The organism is Streptomyces sp. NBC_01551 (assembly GCF_026339935.1).
In the GTDB taxonomy this organism is placed as follows: Bacteria; Actinomycetota; Actinomycetes; order Streptomycetales; family Streptomycetaceae; genus Streptomyces.
The window spans coordinates 147,130-169,519 of the sequence record NZ_JAPEPX010000001.1 but is presented as its reverse complement, the minus strand read 5'-3'; the positions used below and the strand labels follow the sequence as shown (position 1 = coordinate 169,519).

Annotated in this window: 18 protein-coding genes; 10 read left to right on the top strand and 8 right to left on the bottom strand. The window is 74.7% G+C overall.

The window, feature by feature from the left end:
- Window positions 1–485: 485 nt before the first annotated feature.
- Entirely contained in the window at window positions 486–1,565 is a 1,080-nt protein-coding gene (locus OG982_RS00615) for a hypothetical protein (protein ID WP_266790745.1), read from the top strand.
- A 54-nt stretch (window positions 1,566–1,619) separates the two neighbouring features.
- Window positions 1,620–3,332 carry an Ig-like domain-containing protein gene (locus OG982_RS00610; RefSeq protein ID WP_266790747.1) on the top strand — a complete coding sequence of 571 codons (1,713 nt, stop codon included), beginning with the start codon at window positions 1,620–1,622 and terminating at the stop codon, window positions 3,330–3,332.
- 156 nt (window positions 3,333–3,488) lie between these two features.
- Here OG982_RS00610 and OG982_RS00605 read toward each other — a convergent pair whose 3' ends face one another.
- Window positions 3,489–5,741 carry an FUSC family protein gene (locus tag OG982_RS00605; RefSeq protein ID WP_266790748.1) on the bottom strand — a complete coding sequence of 751 codons (2,253 nt, stop codon included), beginning with the start codon at window positions 5,739–5,741 and terminating at the stop codon, window positions 3,489–3,491.
- A 203-nt stretch (window positions 5,742–5,944) separates the two neighbouring features.
- Here OG982_RS00605 and OG982_RS00600 point away from each other — a divergent pair, with 203 nt between their 5' ends.
- Window positions 5,945–6,289: a hypothetical protein gene (locus OG982_RS00600; protein ID WP_266790749.1), complete on the top strand. Its 345-nt coding sequence runs from the start codon at window positions 5,945–5,947 to the stop codon at window positions 6,287–6,289.
- 39 nt (window positions 6,290–6,328) lie between these two features.
- On the opposite strand, the gene OG982_RS00595 is transcribed toward OG982_RS00600, so the two are convergent.
- Entirely contained in the window at window positions 6,329–6,859 is a 531-nt protein-coding gene (locus OG982_RS00595) for a GNAT family N-acetyltransferase (protein WP_266790750.1), read from the bottom strand.
- 172 nt (window positions 6,860–7,031) lie between these two features.
- Here OG982_RS00595 and OG982_RS00590 point away from each other — a divergent pair, with 172 nt between their 5' ends.
- The 4 genes from OG982_RS00590 (at window position 7,032) to OG982_RS00575 (ending at window position 12,861) form a co-directional block, all read left to right on the top strand.
- The gene (locus OG982_RS00590) at window positions 7,032–8,147 is read left to right on the top strand and encodes an esterase family protein (protein ID WP_266790752.1); all 1,116 of its coding nucleotides are present in this window, start codon (window positions 7,032–7,034) and stop codon (window positions 8,145–8,147) included.
- 68 nt (window positions 8,148–8,215) lie between these two features.
- The gene (gene yidD / locus OG982_RS00585; protein ID WP_266790753.1) at window positions 8,216–8,686 is read left to right on the top strand and encodes a membrane protein insertion efficiency factor YidD; all 471 of its coding nucleotides are present in this window, start codon (window positions 8,216–8,218) and stop codon (window positions 8,684–8,686) included.
- Window positions 8,687–8,737: 51 nt separating this feature from the next.
- Window positions 8,738–10,168: an SWIM zinc finger family protein gene (locus tag OG982_RS00580; RefSeq protein WP_266790755.1), complete on the top strand. Its 1,431-nt coding sequence runs from the start codon at window positions 8,738–8,740 to the stop codon at window positions 10,166–10,168.
- Window positions 10,165–12,861 (top strand): DUF6493 family protein, encoded by a 2,697-nt coding sequence (locus OG982_RS00575; protein WP_266790757.1) that lies wholly within the window; start codon window positions 10,165–10,167, stop codon window positions 12,859–12,861. The genes OG982_RS00580 and OG982_RS00575 overlap by 4 nt, the downstream gene beginning before the upstream one ends.
- Here OG982_RS00575 and OG982_RS00570 read toward each other — a convergent pair.
- Window positions 12,858–13,544 carry a family 16 glycosylhydrolase gene (locus OG982_RS00570; RefSeq protein ID WP_266947686.1) on the bottom strand — a complete coding sequence of 229 codons (687 nt, stop codon included), beginning with the start codon at window positions 13,542–13,544 and terminating at the stop codon, window positions 12,858–12,860. The genes OG982_RS00575 and OG982_RS00570 overlap by 4 nt on opposite strands.
- Before the next feature lie 100 nt (window positions 13,545–13,644).
- Window positions 13,645–13,845, bottom strand: a complete 201-nt coding sequence (locus OG982_RS00565; protein WP_266790761.1) for a DUF5988 family protein — start codon at window positions 13,843–13,845, stop codon at window positions 13,645–13,647.
- Between the two features lie 126 nt (window positions 13,846–13,971).
- Between OG982_RS00565 and OG982_RS00560 the strand changes: the two genes are divergently transcribed.
- Window positions 13,972–16,038 (top strand): SpoIIE family protein phosphatase, encoded by a 2,067-nt coding sequence (locus OG982_RS00560; protein WP_266790763.1) that lies wholly within the window; start codon window positions 13,972–13,974, stop codon window positions 16,036–16,038.
- A 17-nt stretch (window positions 16,039–16,055) separates the two neighbouring features.
- Here OG982_RS00560 and OG982_RS00555 read toward each other — a convergent pair whose 3' ends face one another.
- Window positions 16,056–16,898, bottom strand: a complete 843-nt coding sequence (locus tag OG982_RS00555; protein WP_266790764.1) for a class I SAM-dependent methyltransferase — start codon at window positions 16,896–16,898, stop codon at window positions 16,056–16,058.
- A 248-nt stretch (window positions 16,899–17,146) separates the two neighbouring features.
- On the opposite strand from OG982_RS00555, the gene OG982_RS00550 reads away from it, so the two are divergent.
- Window positions 17,147–17,989, top strand: a complete 843-nt coding sequence (locus OG982_RS00550) for an AraC family transcriptional regulator (RefSeq protein WP_266790766.1) — start codon at window positions 17,147–17,149, stop codon at window positions 17,987–17,989.
- A 152-nt stretch (window positions 17,990–18,141) separates the two neighbouring features.
- Complete coding sequence (locus OG982_RS00545) at window positions 18,142–18,678, top strand: hypothetical protein (protein ID WP_266790768.1); 537 nt, start codon at window positions 18,142–18,144, stop codon at window positions 18,676–18,678.
- Here the strand turns inward: OG982_RS00545 and OG982_RS00540 are convergent, their stop codons facing one another.
- The 3 genes from OG982_RS00540 to OG982_RS00530 are packed head-to-tail and all read right to left on the bottom strand — an operon-like array spanning window position 18,679 to window position 22,248.
- A complete protein-coding gene (locus OG982_RS00540) occupies window positions 18,679–18,963 on the bottom strand; it encodes a hypothetical protein (RefSeq protein ID WP_266790769.1) in 285 nt (94 codons plus the stop codon).
- Window positions 18,938–20,881, bottom strand: coding sequence for a GAF domain-containing protein (locus tag OG982_RS00535; RefSeq protein WP_266790770.1), 1,944 nt, complete (start codon window positions 20,879–20,881; stop codon window positions 18,938–18,940). Before OG982_RS00535 ends, OG982_RS00540 begins: the two co-directional genes overlap by 26 nt.
- Window positions 20,878–22,248 carry an MFS transporter gene (locus OG982_RS00530; RefSeq protein WP_266792308.1) on the bottom strand — a complete coding sequence of 457 codons (1,371 nt, stop codon included), beginning with the start codon at window positions 22,246–22,248 and terminating at the stop codon, window positions 20,878–20,880. Before OG982_RS00530 ends, OG982_RS00535 begins: the two co-directional genes overlap by 4 nt.
- Window positions 22,249–22,390: the final 142 nt, after the last annotated feature.

The following is a 22,390-nucleotide window of genomic DNA, read 5'->3' as shown; positions in this document are numbered from 1 at the left end:
CGTACCCCTCCGCCTGTCCCGAATCCGATCGCGCGCAGCCCTCACCGGGGCGACGACAACGCCCCTGAGCTGCGGTATGCGGGGAGACTAACCAGCGCCACTGACAACGCCCGCGCCAGGGCGCCCGGATGGGCGGCGCGAGCGGCCGCGCCGATGCGGAACCGGGTGCCGGAGCCGAACCGGAAGCGCTGCGCGGGCGCTGGGCCGGCCTCTCGTCAACATCGCATATGCCAGTTTGATTGCCGTATCGAGCCAGTGGATGCACGGCTCGATCGCTGTTAGAGTCCGCATGCGCGCACCCCGTGAGGGTCGCGAGGACGGCCGATCCGAAACCTTGATCTGCCACGGAAATGGCGAGCCCAGCACCCCGGGACCCAGCCGTGTAGCCAGCCGGAGAAGAGCCGACCCCGAACACCCCCGCCTTCGGTACCCGACCCGGCCATGTCGTTTGTGGATCCAGCGTGTGGAATCAGAAGGAGCACTCCGTGAACAAGGGAACCCCGCGACGTCTCGTCGCCGTCAAACTGCTGGCCCCGGGAGCAGTTCTGGCCCTGCTGGTGCCAGCCGCCGCGTACGCCAACACCGTGAGCGTGACGGTGAAGACCCCCGGGGCCACCGCCGGCCCCGCCGCCACCTTCGCCGAGATCTCCACCCACGCCGACTGCGCGAGCGGCCTGATCTCCGGCGGCGGGATCAACCAGGCCATAGGCACCGGGATGACCTCCAACGGCAACCACGTCAACGGCACCTCGCCGAGCCCCGACGGCACCACCGAATACACCGGTTCCACCGGGGTCGTCGGCACCGACATCACCCACTGGCTGGGCATCGGCGGCAGCGGTGGCGCGGTCAACGCCTCGTTCTCCAGCACCCCGTACGCCATGTGCTTCACCAGCAACCTCGTCAACCACACCCAGGTGGTCATGAACAAGCTGACCGGGCCCGCCGGAAGCGGAGTCGTGGGCCTGGTCACCGCCACCTGTCCGGCGAACACGCGGCTGCTCGGCGGCGGCGCCCGAACCACCCCGGCCAGCGTCGGCAGCCTCAAGCCGATCGCGAGCTTCCCCACCTTCAACAACGCGGGCCACGCCTTCGGCCAGAAGGCCGCGGCCGACGGCGAGACCAACCCCGACTCCTGGAGCGCGGTCGGCTGGAACGGGGGCGGCGGCGACAGCGGCAACACCACGTACGCCTACGCCATCTGCAGCGGGAACAACATCGACGTCGGCGCGGTCACCGTCAAGGTCCGCAACACCGAGGTGAGCGGGCCGACCGCGGGCACCGCGGGCCAGACCGCGACGGTCGGCTGCGGTGAGAACGACGGCAAGCTGATCAGCGGCGGCGCCGCCGTCAGCGCCGGCAACGTGACGACCACGAACTTCACCGGCCCGGCCTCCGTCGGTGACCACCTCAACGGAAGCTACCCCAGCGACTCCGGCGGCAACCCGGTCGGCGACGGCACCACCACCGCCGCGTACTGGACGGCCTACGCCCACACCGGGGCGCCGAGTTCGCCCGGTACCGACACCGACGCCTGGGCGCTGTGCGCCAACGACGGCGTCTGACCGTCCGATCCGTTCGATCCGTTTTATTCGCTTGTTTTGTTCGAGAGGCAGGGCATGTTCAGATCCAAGACGACGATCGCCGCCGGGGTGGCCGGCCTGCTGGCCGCCGTACTGACGCCGCTCACCGCGTCCGCCGAGCCGGGCTCCGCCGACGCCCCGGCGCCGGCGGCCTGCGGTGCGGGCGGGGTCTTCGCCGCGTCACCCGTCGGCTGTACGTACGCCGCGGCCGGGACGGACACGTTCACCGTCCCGGACGGGGTGAGCGCGATCACCGTCGACCTGTTCGGGGCCGAGGGCGGCAGCGCGGCCGGGTTCGTCTCCCCGAACCCCGCGAACACCGGCTCCCCCGGCGGCCTCGGCGGTGAGACCCGCGCGACCGTGGCCGTCAGCCCGGGCCAGCGGCTCCAGATCACCCTCGGCGCCGCCGGAACCCCCGGCACCTCCCGGCACGGCGAGTACGCCCGCCCCGGCGGCTACGGCCACGGTTCCGGCGGCGGTGGCGCCCACGGCGGCGGGGGCTCCGGCGGCGGCGGTTCCGACGTCCGCGTCGGGGAGTTCGGCGCGGCCGACCGCATCCTCGTGGCGGGCGGCGGAGGCGGAGCCGGCAACGGCGGCCCCCTGCTGGGCGGCGGCGCCGGCGGCGGCCCCGTCGCCGAACCCGGCGGCCAGGGCGGCGGACCGGAAGGCTCCGGCATCGCGGGCGGCGGGGGCACCCAGAGCGCCCACGGCGCCGGCGGGCCGCGCAACTCCAACATCGGCGGTCCGGGCATCTCCGGCGGCGACATCGACCCCAACACCGGCCTGCCCAACCCGGGCAGCGGCGGCCCCGGTGGCAGCGGCGGGCGCGGCGGCAACGGCGGTGGCGGCGGCGGTGGCGGCTACTTCGGCGGCGGAGGCGGCTCCGGCGGCGGAAACCCCGACAACCTGTACGCGGCGGGCGGTGGCGGCGGCAGCTCGTACGCCGCGCCGTCGCTGACCGACGCCGCCCTCCTCGCGGGCGTCAACCGGGGCCACGGCAAGGCGGTCGTCTCCTTCCGGTACGGGACGGCGCTCACGCTCACCGCGGACACCTCCGCGCCGCTGTTCGGACACTCCGTCACCTTCACCGCGACCGTCACGCCCGCGAACCCGGCCGCCGGCACCCCGAGCGGTACGGTCACCTTCTCGGACGGGGCCACCCGGCTGGCGACCGTACCGCTGGAGGCCGGCCGGGCCCGCTTCACCACCGGCGCGCGCCGGCCCGGGACGCACGCCCTGGCCGCCGCCTACGCCGGGGACGTGACCCACGCGGCGAGCGCGAGCGCCGAGCCCGCCGAGGTCACCGTCGGCTTCAGCCGGCCCTGCATCACAACGCCCCGGCACGGAGCCCTCACCGTGGCCTCCGGCGAATCGCTCTGCATCGCCTCCGGCGGCAGCCAGACGGGGCCGGTCACCGTCCGCCCCGGCGGCGCGCTGGCCGTGACGGACGCCGCGATCACCGGCCCCGTCTCCGGTGACGGCGCGCTCGCCGTCGCCGTGTGCCGCTCGAAGCTGACCGGTCCGGTCTCCGTCACCCGCACCACCGGGTACGCGCTGATCGGCTCGGAGCAGTCCTCGTACTGCGCCGGGAACACCTTCACCGGCCCGGTGACCGTCGACGGGAACACCGGGGGCGTCGAGCTGTCGGCCAACCGGATCACCGGTCCGCTGCGCTGCGAGGGCAACGAACCGGCTCCGCACCAGAGCGGCAACACCGTCATCGGACCGCGGACCGGCCGGTGCCGTTGACCAGCCAGCGTCGTTGACCGGGCGGTGCCGTTGACCGGGCGGTGAATTCCCGGTCGCGGGCACACGTGCACGCACGAAACCCCGGGCCCACAGGGCCCGGGGTTTCTTTGTGCACTTCGCTTGACCGCCGTGTTCAACGACCGCCCCTCCCCGAGGTCACGCCCCGTCCGGCAGCGCCCGGCGGCGATGGCCGGGCAGAGCGCTGCCCGCGGCCGCCATCCGGGCCAGGTCGGCCGTCAGCGCGTCCAGCCAGGTCGCGGTGGCGAAGAACAGCGGAGGCGCGATCCTCGGCGCGGCCGGGTCGGGACACGGGTCGGGCGCCGCCGCGGATTCGGGGGTTCCGGCCGCCCGCCGCAGGCCGTTGGCGACCCCGGTCGCGTACGCGTGCGCCCAGGCGTCGGCCTGCGGATCGAAGGCGGGGCCCGTGCGGCCGAGCAGCCGGCGCGACCCCCACAGCACGTGGTGGCCCGTCATCAGGACCACCTGCCAGTCCGTGACGGGCCCTTCGTGCTCGCGAGGCTCGCTCTGGAACTGCGCGAAGGCCGACTCCGCCATCGTCAGCGCGTGCAGCAGCGGCTCGTCGTCGGGGGCCTTCGCGGGCCGGCCCGCCCTCACGTACGCCGTGGTGTCCTCGACCGTCGCCGCCGCGCTGCTCAGCAGGACGGAGACCGACCGGCTCAGCTCCCGCTGCGCGCCGCGCGGCCAGGCCAGCAGCCCGAACACCACGCCGATCAGGCTGCCGATCAGCACGTCCAGGATCCGTACCTCGGCCAGCCGCCAGGTCGCGGGGGCCAGCTGGGCGAAGACGAGCGACACCACCAGGGTGAACATGCCCTGGGCCCAGCCCACCCCCCGGACCGGCCCGACGGTGAAGGCGACGAGCATGACGATCGGCAGCGCGACGGCGTAGACGGTGGTCTCGCCGCCGACGGACGCGAGGACGGCGCCGGCCGCCAGCGCCCCGAGCACGGTGCCGGTCAGGGCCTGGCGCACGGTCGCCCCGGTCTGGGCGACCGTGGTCCGCGTCAGGGTGAGGGCGGCCAGCATGGCCCAGAAGCCGTGCGGGAGCGAGTCCAGCCCCGCCACCGTACGGGCGGCCGCCAGCGCGAGGCTGATCCGGACGGCGTTCTGGAAGTACACGGAGCGGGGCCCGGCGTGTCCGGCCAGCCGGTGCAACCAGAGCTGGACGTCGTTCTGCCGGGCGTACCAGAACCGGCCCGGTTCGGTCAGGGCGGGCGCCGCCGCGCGCCCCCGTACGGCCAGGTCGGCGGCGGTCGCCAGGGCCACGGTGGCGTCGGCCACCTCCAGCAGCGCCGCCCTGCGGCGCAGTACGGGGCCGGTCGACGGGAGCGAATCCGCCGCGGCGGCCTGCCGCCTGGCTCGGCGCAGGGCGTCGGCGGCCTCGGTGCCGGCTCCGGCGCGGGCGGTGGCGCGGGCTCCGCGCTCGGTCGCGTGGGCAGTCGTGTGGGCGGTCGTGTGGGCGGACGCGTGGGCGGTGGCGCTCAGCTTGGCCGAGGTCTCGGTGACCGCCAGGCCCACCGCGGCCAGCAGATCCGGCCCGTCCTCGCCCGGCAGGTGTCCCGGGGCGGGCGGAGCCAGCCAGGCCAGCCGGTTGAGCAGGGTGCGGGCGGCGAGGCCTCCGTGCGCGAGCGCACGCTCCCGCAGACCGGGCCCGGCCGGCCGCTCCGCCTCCGCGACGAGGGAGGGCCGCAGCGACTCGCCCGCCGCCTTGACGGCCTCCGCGGAGGCGTCGAACAGGATGTACGGGGGCCGGCCCAGCTCGGCCGCGCAGCGGGCCGCGGTGTCGGACGCCCGGGCCACGAGCTGCGCGTACGTCGTGCCCCGGCGCTCGGGCAGCACGAAGGTCTCGGCCAGGATCAGCAGCCCGATGCCCAGCGTCGCCCCCGCGAGCCGGTCGCCCAGCGTGTCCGGGGCGTACGGCGGGAAGCACGGCAGGATGTACATGAGTTGCAGCCCGGGGGAGGCGCCCGCCGCGCGCGGCCCGGCCGCCGCGACGAAGGCCAGGGCGAAGCCGATGACCAGCACCCCGACGACGGCGCTCCAGGTCCGCACGGCCAGGTACGTCCCGGCGGTCACCAATACCCAGGCGACCGGCAGCGTCCACGCCATGACGGCCGCCCGCTGGCGCCCGGTGCCGGGAATGTGGGACAGCGTGGCCATCGACACCGCCCCGAACAGGGCGTACGTCGCCGCGGTGGACCGGTCCAGCCCGTACAGGCACAGGTAGAACCCGATGCACGCGGCGAGGGTGGTCCGCACCGCGCGGCGCGCCGCCAGGGCCTTGGGGCCCGGACCGCGCAGGGCGCGCAGGACGGGGAGGCCACTGCGGTCGTCGCCGTGGCCTCCGTCGCCGTTGCCGCTGCCGCTGCCGTCAGGATCAGCGCCCATGACTCCAGCATCGGCCAGCTTGGCCGAAGCCACCAGTACTGACTGACATCTCAGTCAGTGCCCGGTGAACGGATCACCGCGCGCCGTTACCGGATAATTGCGCCGTACCCCTGCCGGCGCGAGGCCGGCACGCCCTGGAAACGGGCGGGAAGAGACCTGAGATGCCGGGCCGGATGATCGCGCGGCAGGAGATGGAGCCCCCGATGGACGTGCAGCACTTCGAGCGGATCACCTCGTTCATCGAGGCGCGGCTCACCCCGCTGTTCGCCGAGGAGACGGGCAGCGACAGTGGCTTCGCCATGGACGACACCTCCCGCGCCCTGCGCGCGCTGCGCAACGCGGTGCTGGAGGCGTCGGCGGTGAAGGGCCTCATCGAGAAGCGGGAGACGGCCGAGCCGGCGGTGCGCCGCGTCATCGACCAGTCGGTCGAGCACCACTGGGACGTGCTGCGCGGCATCGCCCGGCAGTGGGAGGACCACGGCGACTTCGCCCGCGAGTTCAAGCGCCACGCCTGGGAGCTCGACGCCGCCCCGGCCGCCGCGCAGTAGCCGCCGCGACGCCGACGGGGCCGGCCCGGCCGGTACGGCTCAGGGTCGCGGACGGTGGTACCGGACCTCGGGAACGGGTACGCCACCCACCTCGTCGGCGCAGGTGCCGCCGTCCGGGGCGAAGCCGGCGCGCTCGTAGAAGCGGCGCGCGCGGGCGTTGCCCTCCACGACCCACAGCCGCAGCCCCGGGTACGGGGCCCGGCCGAGCACCTCGGCCATGAGCGCCCGGCCGACGCCGCTGCCGATGAGGTCGGGTCGGGCGTACAGGGCGTACAACTCGCCCTCGCCCGCCGGGAGGTCCCGGTCCTGGGCCGGCCCGAAGCACGCCCAGCCGGCCACCGCCCCCTCGGCGGTCTCGGCCACGAGCTGGGTCATGGCGGAGTCGGCGGCGAACCGCTCGCGCCGCCGGGCGGCGTCGGCGGCGACGTCTAGCCCGTCGAGGTACGACTGCGGCATCAGCCCGGCGTAGGCGTACTGCCAGCCGCGTATCCGCAGGGCGGAGACGGCGTCGATGTCCGACGCGGTCATCTCGCGGACGGTGACCTGGGTTTCACGGGTTGCGCTGTCCATCCGCCGAGTCTGTCAGGGTGAATTCCGGTCGGGCAAAGGGATTGACCCGGACAGAGCGGGCGATCGTGGAACGGATTGCCCGGCGCGGCTGTCTAGCCTGACGCGCACCCGCAGCGGGTGCCACCGGGCCGCGGGGCCCGGGCCGTCGCATCGCAGAGAGCCCTCCTGATTCGTGAGTCTGACAAGCAGTACGCTCCTGGTCCTCTTCCTCCTGGGCACCGCGCTCCTCTTCGCGGCGGCGGTCTGGCTGTGGCCGCGGCTCGCCCGCCCGGGGTGGCGGCAGGTGCTGGGGAGGGTCGGGCTGGTGGCCGTCGTGCAGGTCCTGGTGCTGTCCTCGATCGGGCTCGCGGCGAACCGGAGCTTCCTGATCTACGGTTCCTGGACGGAACTGGCGGGGCGGGAGAAGGCGACGGTGGCCGACGGGGCGGACGTGGCCGGCGGCTCGGCCGTGGAGGTCATCGGCCGGCAGAAGCCCAACTTCCCGGGCGGCGAGACGCGGCGGCTGGGCGGTGAGATCGAAAAGATCATGATCCAGGGACAGAAGTCCAAGATCGCGACTCCGGCCTACGTGTACCTGCCTCCCGAGTACTTCCAGAAGGGCAACGAGAAGCGGAAGTTCCCCGCCGTCATCGTGCTCACCGGCTTCCCCGGCACGGCGGAGAACCTGCTGGAGGGACTGCGGTACCCGAAGACGATGTGGACGCTGGCCAAGGAGAAGAAGTCGCAGCCGATGATCCTGGTGATGATGCGGCCCACCGTCGCGCCGCCGCGCAACACCCAGTGCGTGGACATACCGGACGGCGGCCCGCAGACGGAGACCTTCTTCGGCACCGACCTCCCGCAGGCGATCTCCGGCACCTACCGCGTCGGCACCTCGCCCCGCAACTGGGCCATCATGGGTGACTCCACGGGTGGTTACTGCGCGCTGAAGGTCGCCCTGGAGCACCCGGAGAGCTACTCGGCCGGCGTGGGCCTGTCGGCGGACTACAAGCCGGACATCGACTCGAAGTCCGGCGACCTCTTCCACGGCAACGCCAAGGAGGAGAAGCGGGCGGACCTGCTGTGGAGCCTGGACCACCTGCCGCAGGGCAACACCTCCTTCCTGGTCACCACCTCCCTCCAGGGGGAGGGCAACCTCGGACCCACGCGGGAGTTCATCAAGAAGGTGAAGGCCCCCGCACGCGTCTCGTCGATCACCCTCGACCACGGCGGCCACAGCTTCAACACCTGGAACCGTGAGATCCCCCCGTCGCTGACGTGGCTCAGCGGCCGCCTCGCCGCGCAGTGAGCCGGGGGCGCCGACGGCGGTTTCGGCGCGGGTACATAGGATCGTGGCGGGATTCAGGAGGGGGCGCCATGTCCGAGCAGCAGCGCAGGAAGCAGGAGCAGCGGCGGCGGAGGGAGGAGCGGCGGCAGCGCAAGGACGAAGGGCCCGTCGAGAACTGCGTCGAAGCCGTGGCCGACAGCTGCTCCGGGTGCCGGACCTGCTGCCCCGAGATGTGGCTGGCCTCGATCTTCCTCGCCCTGGTGCGACCGGCCGCCGCTCGGACCGCCCGACGGCCCGGCGCCGGCGCGGATCCCGCCGCGCCGCGACCCGCCGGACGGGCCGCGGGGGCGATGTACGACGCCGTCCGCCACTACCGGGTCGCCGTCAGCCCCACCCGGCCCGCCTGCTGTCCGTACACGCCGAGCTGTTCCACGTACGCCGTCAAGGCCCTGCAGCGGCACGGCGCGCTGCGCGGCGGCCGGTTGGTGCTGGGACGGCTGCTGCGCTGCCGGCCCGGGGCTGCCCGCCGGCGGGGATTCAGCGACCCCGTGCCCGACTGACGCCGCGGCGGCGCCCGGCCGTTGTCAGTGCCTGGATCTAGCGTGCCGTTCATGACCCGATCCGTTCAGGCACTGGCCTACGCACGCTCGTCCGCCCTCACCTCCGACGCGGGAGCCCGGCTCCTCGGGCTGGAGACCGCGGGAGGGCTCACCCCGGTCGGTGCCGAGGCCCATCCCCGGTTCTTCGCCGGGTTCCTGACCTCGCCCCAGGCCGCCGCCCGGGGGCTGCTGGCCGTCGCCGACGTCGCCGCCACGCGCTACTACCAGCGGACCCTGCGGGCCTCGCTGGACCCGGTGGTCACGGGCAACGGCGACCGGCTGCGGTTCGAGTCGTTCTCCGGATGCTGCGGCGTGTACGCCCGCCTCGACGTGCTCCAAGAGGGCCTCGACGGCGCCGACACCGGCCACGGCACCACCAACGTGGACGTCAACAACCCGCTGCGGGAGGCGCTGTCCCGCCTCGCCGGGGACGATCCGCTGCATCTGCGCGTCGGCCCCGACGAGTTGGCCGTCACCACCCTCGACGGCCCCGTCGTGGAGAAGAAGGTGCCGCTGCCCGACCGCTGGCTGCGCGGCTTCGCCGAGTCCCAGGTGATCTCCGTGGGGTTCGACCTGCGCGCCGAACTCACCGCCGCCGAGGCGGTACGGTTCCTGCGCGCCCTCCCGCGCACCACCACGGGCTCCGCCCCCGCCCGCGGCCCGATGTGGGTCGTCCCCGCCGGCCGCACCCTGCGGCCCACCACCCGGCCGGTCCCCGGCGCCGTCTGCCTGCCCGGCCCCGAGCGGCTCGCCGCGCTCCAGCGCGTACTGCGGCACGCCACCGGCCTGCGCGTGTACGGCCCCGCCGCGCACGACGGCGCGCCCACCGCCTCCGCCTGGGAGGTGACCATGCCCGGCATGCGCCTCACCCTCACCCTCTCCCCGGAACCCGCCCGCGGCTTCTCCGGCGAAGGCGGCGTGCTGGAGGCCCTCGCCACCGACGAGGCCGCCGGCGACGCCGAGCTGGTCTCCGTGCTCCTCGCCTGGGAACCGCGCATCGACACCGCCGACCTCGCCGAGCAGTCCGGCCTGAGCGTGGCCCGGGTGCGCGCCGCGCTGGCCCGCCTCGGCACCGCGGGCCGGGTCGGCTACGACATCGCCGACGCCGCGTACTTCCACCGCGAGCTGCCGTACGACGGCGCCCGCGCCGAGCGGCACAACCCGCGACTGGTCGCCGCCCGCGCCCTGCTGGCGGCGGGCGCGGTCCTCCCGGGGACCGGGGACACCGCCACCGTGGTGTCCGGGGAGCGCCACTACCAGGTCCGCGAGGCGCCGGGCGGCGTCCTGAGCTGCACCTGCCAGTGGTGGGCCGACTACCGGGGCCGGCGCGGCCCCTGCAAGCACGCCCTCGCCGTCCGCATGGCGCAGCGCGCCACCCTCACGCCCACCTCGACCGCCGCCGCACCCGCGGCCGCCGCACACGTTTCCGGAGCCACCCGATGAGCCAGATCCTCGACGCCGTCCGCGCGGGCCGCACCAGTCTGCTTCCCCTCCTGGTCAAGCGGCTCACCGTGCCCGAGCGTCGGGCCATGCTCGCCGAACTCACCACCCTGCGCCGGGAGATCCGCGACTGGGACTGGACCCAGCGCCGCGCACACGGCTCGACCGGATCCGCCCTGTTGGTCGCGGGCGCCGGCTGCCACACCGGTGCCGCCGCCGCAGCCGCCTGGATCGGCGCGCGCGACCTCAACGACGGGCTCCTGGTGAGGGGCGGCACCGTACTGCCCCACCTCCTCGCCGTGCTCGGCGACCGCGAGCCCGCCTGGCTGGGCGACGTCGCCCACCGCCTCGCCGGCCGCGCCGCCACCGTAGAGGCCAACTACCCGCTGATCCGAGAACTGATCACGCTCGCGGACTGCCCGGCCCCCACCACCGACGGATTCGTGCACGCCTGGGCCGACTCCATGGTGTCGGGCGGCTTCCCGCGCTCCGCGCGCCGCCCGCTCTCGGTGGCGCTGCGCGAAGACCCCCGCGTACGAGAGCTGGTGCCGCTGCTGTTCCAGACGGCCGAACCCGCTGCCACCCTGAGCTGGTACGCCGACCCGCAGGCCCCCGACCACTGGCCTTCCGAGCTGACCGCCCTCGCGGCGGAGGGGATCGTCGAGCGCCGGGTCCTGGTGGACGGCTGTGTGTCCCGGCTGCTGCGCGGCGGGCGCCCGGGAGCGCTGAAGTTCTACCAGGTGCTGCTCCAGCGCCTCGACCTCACCCCGGCCGAGCTGCGAGAACACACCGCCGACTGGATCGCCATGACCGCCGACGCGCCGTCGGCACCGGCCGGGCACGCCCAGCAAGTCCTCGCCGGGCTGTCCGAGGCGGGCGAGCTCGCGGCCGAGCCGCTCGCGCAGATGTCGGCCGGGGCGCTGTTCCGCCCGGAGAAGAAGCTCGTACGCGCCCAACTGGTGCTGCTGGGCAAGGCCCTGGGCCGCGACCCCGAGACGCGGCACGTCCTGCTGCCGGCCGTCGCCGGGGCCTTCGGGCACGCGGACACCGCGATACAGGAGCGCGCCCTCAAGCTGGTGGCCAAGCACCTGCGGCCCGGCGACGACGAGCTGCGCATGGAACTCGTCTTCCAGGCAGACCTGTTGGGACCGGTCCACCGCAAGGAGGCCGCCGCGCTCCTGGGCGCCGACACGGAATCCGGCGCGGCCTTCGGTGACGAGCCGCCGTACGAGGAGATCCTGCCGCCGGCCCCGGTGCGCCGCCGCCTGCCCGCCGAGGCGCAGACGCTCGCCGAGACCGTCGAAATGGTGGCGGCCCTGGCCAACTCCCGCAACCCGACGGTCGCCGAGTTCGAGTCCACCCTCGACGGCCTGGTCCGCCACGCCCACCACGACCGGGCCGCCCTGGCCGCCGCGCTGCGCCCGGCCCTGGCCGACCGCTGGTGGGCGAAGGGCGACGAGCAGGCCGACGCCGGCCGTGTCCAGGGCATCGAGCTCGTCGCGGCGGCGGTACTGGGCTGCGTACGCGCGTACGACCTGAGGCCCGAGCGCGTTCCCCGGAGCCACGGCTTCCACCAGGACTGCGTCCACGCCGTGCTGAGCACGGTGGTCGCCGCCCGGCTGACCGAGGCGGCGTACCACACGGTGACCGGACCGCTGCCGTTCCTGCTCGCCACGCCCACCTGGGACACGGGCTCGCTGGAACCGGAGGAGCTCGTCGAGCGGCTCGCCGCGTACGGCCGGCTGGGCGCCGGGCCGGCCCCCGCCGACTTCGCCCAGGCACTGCTGAGGGTCCGGCGCGACCCCGCGGCCGCCGAGGCCGCGCGGGCCCTCGGCACCCGGGAGGGCGAGCGCCTCGCGGCCTGGCTCACCACCGCCGGCGAGCCGCCGGAGCAGCTGCGCCGGGTCAGGGAACCGGACGTGAGCCGTCGGCCCCGGGGGTGGGACCAGGGGTGGGAGACCATCCGGCGCGTCGTGCTCGAAACCCGGGAACGGCCGGTGGTACAGGGCGAGTTCCCGGCCGCGTTCCACAAGCTCGGCCGTCCGTACACGGGCGGCGGCGGGCGCTGCTACCACTGGAACCCGGACGGCGCCGCGTACGCCGCGGTGCTGCCCGAGGACCGGGAGACGCAGGCGGCATGGCTGCTCCCCGAGATGACCGTCTGCGCGGCGCTCGACGGGCGCGGAGCGGGCGCGTGGCTGTCGCGACTGGCCGAACTCGGCGGTCCGGCGGGGCCGGCCGTCCATCTGGTGGTGGCCACCGCTCTGGGCGCCCGGCACCCCGAGGACCGGCTGGCGGCCGTGGACGCGCTGCTGGTCCTCGCCGCCCGGGGTGAGCTGGACACGGGGCTGCTCGGGCGGGACATCGCCGAACTCGTACGGCTGGGCACCGTCAAACCCAACCGGCTCGCCGACGCGGCTCGTACGCTCGCCGCGACCGGCGCCTACGCCACCACGTGGGCGGCGCTGTCCGAGGCGCTCCCGGCGCTCCTGGCGGACGGCGCCGCGATCCCGCGCGGCGCCGGGGAGCTGCTGGCCGTGGCGGCGGAGTGCGTGGAGCGCTCCGGGGCGGGCGGGCCCGGCCCCGGGGGCCTCGCGGCGCTGGCGTCGCGCACCGGCTCCTCCCAACTGGTCACGCAGGCCCGGCGGCTGCGGCAGGCGCTGGCCGCCGGGGAACCGGAGGCGGTCACGGCCTAGGAGCGGTAGACGCGCAGCTCGGAGACCTCGTACGAGATCTCCGAGACGGCCGGGTCCGGCGTCGGGTGGTAACGCCCGGCGCTGATGGACAGGTTGACGATGAGGTACGCCCGCCAGCGGCGCCCCACCCCGCGCCGGTCCGCGAACACGCGGGTGCCGTTGACCCACCAGACCACCGAGTCCGCCCCGAACTTGACCTTGAGGTCGACCCACGCGCCGGGCGCCACCCCCGGGTCGCGGAAGTAGCGCGAGCCGCCGTTGCGCACGTGGTTGGAGAGCTCCAGCAGGTCCGGGTTGTCGGGGTGGTACTCGAAGACGTCCACTTCCTGGCCGCCGTCCCGCCAGGTCCAGATCGCGGGCCAGGCGCCGGCCGCCTCCGGCAGCCTGACCCGGGCCTCCAGCACGTCGTTCGCGCGGAGCATGAAGTCGTCGGAGCTGCCTTCGGTGGTCAGCAGCCCCGTGTTCCAGTTGCCGTCCGGGCGGCGGGTGGCGCGGAAGAGGCCGCTGCGGCTGTAGGAGGGGTCGTCGACGAGGTGGTCCAGTTTGTCGTCGCCCGGGTTGACCGGGCCGCCGTCCGGATAGGCCCAGGACCGCCCGGCGACCCACTGGGACGCCGATCCGAAGTCGGCCGTGAAGGCGAGTGCGCCGGGACGCCGGAACCGTTCGAGCAGTTGCGAGATCACATCTCAGCTCTGCCCATGACGCACATCGGTCATTCGGCGGATCTTCACCGAAAGTGGCAGCAGGGTGACAAAGCGTAGAACTCCGCAGGTGGGGGAGCGGTCAGCCGGGCAATTCCGTGCGCTCCCACCATTCGTAGACGGGGAGCGGTCCCTGCGGGCCGTCCTGCTGCCGCGACGTGGCCCTGAAGTGCTCGTACCCGCCGCGGTGCGCGACCTTCACGTCCTCGCCGGGGGCGGGAGCCGTCACGATCCGCTCCGGCAGGTCGCCCGGCCCGCCCACGAGTGCAGCCTTGTTCGCCATGCCACCAGTCTGGCCACTGGCCGGTGCCCCCGCACCCCGGGACACCGCCGCCCCGCCGTGATGTCCCCCTCCCGGACCACGGGCAGAATTGAAGGGCCTGCCCGCGCCCGACGGAAGGGGGCCCAGATGCCACCGGACCGGCCGTCGGACGACGGAGACCCCGGGCCGCTCCGTTCCGAGCCGGGGTCCCTGCTCGAACACGTCTCGGTGGCCGTCTTCGGCTTCGACGAGGAGAACCGCGTCCACTACTGGGGACCCGGCGCGCAGAACCTCTTCGGCCACGAGGCCCGGTCCGTGCTGTCCCGGTCCGCTTCGGCCCTGTTCCCCGCCCCGGCTCCCGGCGAGCCCTCCGCCGCCGAGCACCTCACGGAGCGCGCCCGGACCCTCGGCTACTGGCGCGTACGCCTGCCCGCCCTGCACCGCGACGGCGCCGTCTTCGACTGCGGATTCCGCGTGTTCCCCCTCACCGGCCCCGACGGCCGCACCGTCGTCATGGGCCTGGCCAGCCGGGGCGACGAGCTCGACCGGGTGAAGACGAACCTGTCCTTCCTCGACGCGCTCTTCGAGACCTGTCCCATCGGTCTGGTCATGCTCGACGAGGAGTTGCGGTACGTCCATCTCAACCAGGCTCTGGCCGACATGGACGGCGTCCCCCTCGCCGACCACCTCGGCCGCCGGATGCAGGACATCATGCTCACCTCCGACGGCGGCGAGTACCAGCGCATGCTGCGCGCCGTGGTCAAGGAGGGCCGCACGGTCGTCGGCGCGCTCGTGGGACTGCGCACACCGGGCCTCCCGGACCGCGACCAGGTGCGCTCGGTCAGCTTCTTCCCGCTCAGCGGCGCGGGCGACACCCGGCGCGGGGTGGGCGGCCTGCTGGTCGACGTCACCGACCGCGAGCAGGCCATCTTGGAAGCGACGGCCGCCCGGCAGCGCCTCGCCCTGCTCGACCGGGCCACGGCCCGCATCGGCACCACGCTGGACCTCGACATCACCGCCCGCGAGCTGGTCGAGGCGGCGATGCCGGACTTCTGCGACGGAGCCGTCGTGGAACTCGTGCAGTGGATGGCCGAACCCGAGGTGTTCGACCCGGGACTGCCGCTGGTCACCCACCGGATCGCCGCCGGCACCACCCTCGGCCCCGTCGCCACCGAGCTGGTCGCCGGCCTCGACACCGTGACGTACCCGCCGGGCTCCGCCATCCACGAGATGCTGTGTACCGGCCGCCCCCTCTGCGTCCAGGTAGACGAGGACTTCGTGACCCGGACCGTCGTGCACGACCAGCGCGCCCGGCTGCTGATGGACAGCGGGTTCGCCTGCATCGTCATCGCCCCGCTCGTCGCGCGCGGCACGGTCCAGGGCATCACCATGTTCGGCCGCTCGGCCGCCCGACCCGCCTTCGCCGAGGAGGACCTCAGCCTCGCGGGCGAGCTGGCCTCCCGCGCCGCCCTGTGCCTGGACAACGCCCGGCTCTACGGCCGCGTCCAGGACATCGCCCTCACCCTCCAGCGCGCCCTGCTGCCCAGCGCCCCGGCGGCCGGCCCGTACGTGGACATCGCCCACCGCTACCTGCCCGGCAGCCATGTCACCGAGGTCGGCGGCGACTGGTACGACGCCATCCGCCTCCCCGGCGACCGCGTCGCCCTCGTAGTCGGCGACGTGATGGGCCACGGGGTCCCGGCCGCCGCGGCCATGGGACGCCTGCGGATCACCGCGAAAACGCTCGCCCGGCACAACGCCGAGCCCAGCGCGCTGCTCGAAGAGCTCGACGCCTGCGCCCAGGAAGCCGGCATCGACTGGGCCACCTGCCTGTACGTCCTCTACGACCCGCACACCGGCCGCGCCCGCATCGCCAACGCCGGGCACCCCCCGCTCCTCGTGCGCCACACCGACGGGACCGTCGAGAGCGTCGGCGACATGCTGGGAGTGCCGCTCGGAGTGGGCGGCGTGCCGTTTCGGTCCACGGAGATCGAGCTGCCCGAGGGGGCCACCCTGGCCCTGTACACCGACGGCCTCATCGAGGCGCGCGGCCAGGACATCGACACGGGCATCGAGGCGCTGAGCGGTCAGCTGCGCGGCGACGTGGACTCGCTGGAGGAGGCCGCCGACCGCGTGCTCGGCAGTCTCCTGCCCGACACGGCGACCGACGACACCGTCCTCGTCCTCGCCCGGGTCCGGCGCGCGGGAGCCTGACCCGGGTCGGCCCGCCCCTACGCGGGTGCGGTGTCGGCGCGGCGCGCGGTGAACAAGAGGTACTCCCACTCCATCGCCCCGTCCCGCAGCGCGCCGGCCGTGAGGTCGTCGAGGGCCCGGTCCAGGGCGGCCGTCTTCTCGGGGTCGTCCGCGATGTTCCGGTAGACCGCGATCGTCGGCCCGTAGGCGGCCTTGAAGAACGCGCGGAACTCCTCGGGCGTGGCGAAGGTGTTCACGCGGACGGTGCGCCGGCGCGCCTCGACTCCGGTGACCCGGTCGCCGAGCAGCGTCCGCACGTGCTCCTCGCGGCCCCACAGCGGCGGCGGCTGCGCTCCCGGAGGCGGAGGCGGCGCGTACGGCTTCATGGTGGCGAACATCTGCCCGATGAACCCCTCCGGGGTCCAGTTGGCCAGCCCGATCGTGCCGCCCGGGCGGCAGACGCGCAGCAGTTCGTCGGCGGTGGCCTGGTGGTGCGGGGCGAACATGACCCCGACGCTGGACATGACCGTGTCGAACGTGCCGTCCTCGAAGGGCAGCGCCTCGGCGTCCGCTTCCTGCCAGCGCAGCTCGACGCCGCGCTCGGCGGCCTCCCGCCGTCCTACGTCCAGCAGCTCGGGCGTCAGGTCGGAGGCGATCACGTCCCCGCCTGCCAGCGCCGCCGGAATGGCGGCGTTCCCCGATCCGGCGGCGACGTCGAGCACCCGGTCGCCGGGTTTCACCCCGCACGCCTCGACCAGTGCCGGTCCGAGCGCCGCGACGACCTGCGTCGCGACGGCCGGGTAATCGCCGAGCGCCCACATCGTCCGGTGCTTCGCCTTGAGCGCGCGGTCGGCCTCGCGTGCGTCCGCCGTCTCGGTCATGCCGTCGCCTCCATCGCATGGTGTCGTGGCCCCGCCTGCTCCGAGCATAGGAACCCGGCGCGGCCCCGGCCCGGCGAGCGCGGCCGGGCGGGTGCGGCCGGGGGCGGGGCCGCGCCGGGTGGCGGGGCCGGCCCGGCTCTTGGCCGGTCCTCGCCTTCACCCGCCACGCGCCCGCGCCCCACACTGCTGCGCGGGACCCGGCCGGCGGTCCACGAAGGCGGGTGAGTCGGGTGCGGACGGCGCAGCGGGTGGGGAGCATCGAACGGCCCGCGCCCCCGTGGCTGCGGGGCCGGGTGGTGAAGTACCGGGGGTACCGGACGCAGGGGGGCGGGCCCGCCCCCCGTCTCAACCTGCCGGCCGCCACGGTCACCCTGGTGCTGGGCTGGGGCGAGCCGCTGCGCGTGCGAGAACCGGGCGACCGGGGGCCCGGTGAGGCCTGGCGGTCGGTCCTGTTCGGCCTGCGGACCTCGCCCGTCCTCGGCGGGTACCCGGGCGTCGGCCAGGCGATCGAGGTGGAGTTCACGCCGCTGGGCGCGTACGCCTGCCTCGGCGTCCCGATGGCCGGGCTCGCGGACACCCGGGTCGCGGCCGAGGACGTGCTCGGCGCGCGCTGGACGGCGCGGATCACGGAGCGGTGCGCGGCAGCCCGGGACTGGGAGGGCTGCTGGGCGATCCTGGACGACGCGCTCGGCCGGCGGCTCGGCGAGGGGCCGCCGGTGTCCCCGGTGGCCGCCGAAGCCTGGCACCGGCTGCGCGCCAGCCACGGTGGCACGACCCTGCGCGAGCTGGTGACCTCGACCGGGCGGAGCCGGCGCCGCCTGCAAGTGCTGTTCCGCGAGCAGATCGGACTCCCGCCGCAGTCCGTCACCCGCGTGCTGCGCTTCCAGCGCGCGCTGACGGTGCCGCCGGGGTCCTTCCGCTCCCTGGCCGAACTCGCCGCCGCCTGCGGCTACTACGACCAGGCCCACCTGGCCCGCGACGTCCGCGCCCTGGCCGGCCTCACCCCGAGCGAGCTGGGCGGTCTCGCGGAACGCGCCGTGCGGTCGGGCGCGGCCGTCTTGGACGGCCGGCTCACGGCCCTGCCGACCTAGTGCTGTGACCGGAAAGGTTCACCGGGTCGCGGCGCCCGGCAGGGTTTGCGCACGGAGGCCGAGGGGGGCTCCCCCGGATGGGGGAGCGGAGGCTTCGAGGGCCGTGCGCGGGGGTGACGGCACGGCCGTGGCCGAGCGGCACGATGGTGCGCATGACGATCAGTGCGCAGCCCAACTCCACCCGGCCCGCTCCCCGTTGGGTGATCCGCGCAGCCCACGTGGCCGCGCTCTGCCCGCTGCCCAACGGGATCTGGCGCCTCCTGCTGGCCGCCGGCTTCCTCGGCGGGTACACCGAGGCCGGCTACGACGCCCTGGGCGTCACCGGCTGGGGCGCCGGCTACGTGGTCGCGCTCAGCCTGGCCACCGAGGTGCTCGCGCTGCTCACGCTCGCGCTGGTCCGCCCGTGGGGCGAGACGGTCCCGCGCCGGATACCCCGCCTCGGCGGACGCCGGATCCCGCCCCGGGCGGTCACCGCCACGGCCTGGGTCGTCACCGCCGGGCTGCTCGCCGTGTGGACCCCGTTCCTCGCGTGGTGGGCGATTCCGCACCCGGGCATGACCCCGCTCGGCAGCACCGTCGTCGGATTCCTCTACCTCCCCCTGGTCCTGTGGGGCCCCCTGCTCGCCGCCGTCACCCTCTCGTACCAGCGCCGCCACCGGCCCGCTCGGCGGCCCGCTCGGCCCCGCTGATCAGCCCGGCAGCAGGCGCCGGCAGTGCTCCCACGCCGCCTCGGACAACAGCGGCCGCCACCGCGTGAACAGGCCGAGCAGCCCGGCGCCGTGCCGCTCCCGCACCTGCGCGCTGACCGCGACGAGATCCAGCTCGTTGGCGGCGGTCAACTCGGCGAAATCCCGCCGCTGTCGCATGCCAGGCCGCACCGCGACACCGGTGAACCGGTCGAGGAACAGCCCGCCCTCCTGCGCCAGCAGCGGGTACGTGGCCGCCCGGTCACGCTCCAGTGCCTCCCCGCTCATGCGACTCCACCCGCCCCCGGTCCGAGACCCGCAGGACGCGCAACGCCAGCTGGATCTCCAGGGCTCGCGCCGGGGCGTTCCAGTCCTCGCCGAGGATGTTCCCGATCCGCTCCAGGCGCTGTACGACGGTGTTCACGTGCACGTGGAGGGCGTCCTTGGTCCGGGTCAGGCTGCTGCCGTGGGCGAAGTACGCCTCCAGGGTGAGGACCAGCTCCGTCCCGCGCCGCGCGTCGTAGTCGATGACCGGGCCGAGCACCTGGCGGACGTACCCGCTCACGTCCGTGCGGTCGCCGAGGAGCACGCCGAGGAAACCCAGGTCGGGCAGGCCCGCGCCGTAACCGGTGTGACCGAGCGCGTGCAGCGCCTCCAGGCAGCGCAGCGCCTCGGCGTACGCGTCCGGCAGCCCCTGCGGACCGGCGGCGGGACCCCCCGCGCCCGCTGTGACGGGGGCGCCCAGCGCCTTGCCCAGATCGTCCGCCAGCGACCGCGCGAGCACGCCCGGCTCCTCGGCCGGGGCCAGCAGCACGACCCGCCCCTGGTACAGCCCGGCCAGTCCGTCGCGTGCCTGCGCGTGCCGGGCCGCCTCCGTCGTCAGCCGGGAGCGCAGCGCGGCCTCGCAGTGCAGGACGACGACCGCGTGCGGGCGGGTCAGGACGACCCCGAGCTTGCGGGCCCGCAGGCTGTGGCTGCCGGTGTCGCGCGGGCGCCCGGGCTGCCCCGGGGTGAGCAGGTCGCCCAGCAGCTCGCCCCGCACCCGGTCCTCGGCGTGCGCGACGGACCGGCGCAACAGCAGCAGGAGCGCCGTCACCAGACCGGCCCGCTCGAACAGCCGCCGGTCACTGTCCGCCAGGTCGGCGCGCCCGACGAGGGTGAGCCCGCCGAGCAGTTCCGGCCCGGCCAGGACCGCGCAGACCCAGACCCCGTCCACGGCCACCGCGCGCCCGCCGGACCGCGAGGCCGCCAGCGCGTGGGGCGACGGCGCCTGGGCCGACGGCTCGCGCGGATCGGCGGCGACCCGCGCGAGCTCGACACCGTCGGCGTCGTGCACCACCAGCCCGCCGCCCAGCAGCGCGGCGACCTCCCGGGCCACGTCGGCCACGTCGCCGCCGCGCAGCACGAGGTGCGTGAGGCGGTCGTGGGTCTCGGCCGCGAGCCGCATCGCCTCGCTGTGGGCGCGGGCCCGCTCGGTGGCGGCGTTCAGCTCGATCAGGGTCGCCCGCGTCTCCTCCAGCAGCCGGGCGCCGTCGATGGCGACGGCCGCGTGGTCGGCGAGGGAGGACAGCAGCGCCACCGCGTCGGGCGCGAACTCGCGCACTTGGCGGTCCGCCGCGTACAGCACGCCGATCACGCGGGTGCCGACGCGCAGCGGGACGCCGAGGATGCCGCGCAGCCCTTCCTCCCGAACCCCGCTGTCGATGGTCCGCGTATGCCGGAAGCGGTCGTCGCCGCGGTAGTCGGCACTGGCGTACGGCCGGGCCGTCTGGGCGACCAGCCCGCCCAGGCCCTCGCCCATGCCGAGGCGCAGCTGCTGGAAGGCGGCGGAGACGGAGCCGTCGGTGACGCGCATGAACGTGTCCCCGGCGACCGGGTCGTTGAGGGTCAGGTACGCCACGTCCGTGCCCAGCAGCATCCTGGCCCGGTGGACGATGGCCCGCAGCACGGCGTCGAGGTCGCGCAGGGCGGCCAGGTCGCCGGCGGTGTCGAACAGGGCCGTGAGCTCCGCCTCGCGCCGGCGGTGCTGGTCCAGGGTCCGGCGGATCTCCAGCGCCACCGAGGTGGCCTCCTCGACGGCCTCCTGCTCGGCGGCGTCCGCCCCGCCGCCGCGGGCGGCAGCGGCGGGACGGGCGAACTCCTCGGCCGGCGCGCCGCGCCGCAGCAGGTCCAGCAACTCCCGTACGGGGTCCATCGCGGAGGTCATGCGGACAGTGTGCCCGCCGCACCCTGCCGGTCGTACCCCGGTGCGGAGGCCGGCGCCGTGCTCGGGCGCGCCAGGTCGCGGCCCCGGGTCTCGCGGGCGAAGGCCACGGTGAGGGTGGTGACCACGGCGGCCGCGCACAGGTACAGCGAGACCGGGACGGACGAGCCGTAGTCCTTGAGGAGTTCGACGGCGATGACGGGCGCGAGCGCGCCCGCGACGATCGAGGCGAGCTGGGAGCCCATGGAGGCACCGGAGTAGCGCACCTCGGTGTCGAACAGCTCGGAGACGAAGGCGGCCTGGGGCCCGTACATCGCGCCGTGCAGCAGCAGCCCGGCGGTCACGGCCGCGGTGATGACGAGGAACGACTTCGAGTCGACGAGCGCGAAGAACGCGAAGGCCCAGGCGGCCATGCCGGCCGAGCCGATCAGCGTCACCGGGCGGCGTCCGATCCGGTCCGACAGCGCACCCCAGGCGGGGATGGTGACGAAGTGGACGGCCGAGCCGATCAACACGGCGTTCAGGGCCGTGCTCTTGGGGAGACCGAGGTGGACGGTGACGTACACGAGGAGGAAGGAGGTCAGGACGTAGTACGAGATGTTCTCGCCGAACCGGGCCCCGACGGCCGTCAGCACCTGCCGCCAGCTCCGGCGGAACACCTGCACGACGGGCGCCTCGTCCCGTCGGCCCTGCCGGGCGGCCCGCGCGGCGAGGAAGACGGGCGACTCGGACACGGACAGCCGTATCCACAGCCCGACGGCGACCAGCACGCCGGAGAGCAGGAACGGCACGCGCCACCCCCACGCCAGGAACGCGGCGTCCGACTGTACGGCGGCGAGCAGCGCGAGCACCCCGGTGGCCAGCAGGTTCCCGCCGGGCGCGCCGGACTGGGGCCAGGAGGCCCAGAAGCCGCGGTGCTCGTCGCCGCCGTGCTCGGAGACGATCAGCACGGCCCCGCCCCACTCGCCGCCGAGCGCGAACCCCTGCACCAGCCGCAGCAGCGTGAGCAGCACCGGAGCCCCGACCCCGATGCTCGCGTGCGTGGGCAGCAGCCCCATGGCGAACGTCGCCCCGCCCATCATGAGCAGGCTGAGCACGAGCAGCTTCTTGCGCCCGACCCTGTCCCCGAAGTGCCCGAACACGACCCCGCCGAGGGGCCGGGCGAGGAACCCGATGGCGTACGTGACGAAGGCGATCAGGGTCCCGGTCAGCGGGTCGCTGGTGGGGAAGAACAGCTTGTTGAACACCAGCGCGGCGGCGGTGCCGTAGAGGAAGAAGTCGTACCACTCGATGGTGGTCCCGATGAGACTGGCGGCGACGATTCTCTTGATGGATCCGGCGGTCGGGGGAGCGGTCTCGGGGGAGGCCATGAACACCACTTCCAGGCGGTCGACGAGGAGTTTCCGTGTCGCCACAACGTAGAAGTCGGCAGGTCAGGGGTATATGTGGTGGGCCATCACAATGAGGCGGTCTTCTATGTGTCCCACGCCCACACCACCGACGGAGCTGCCT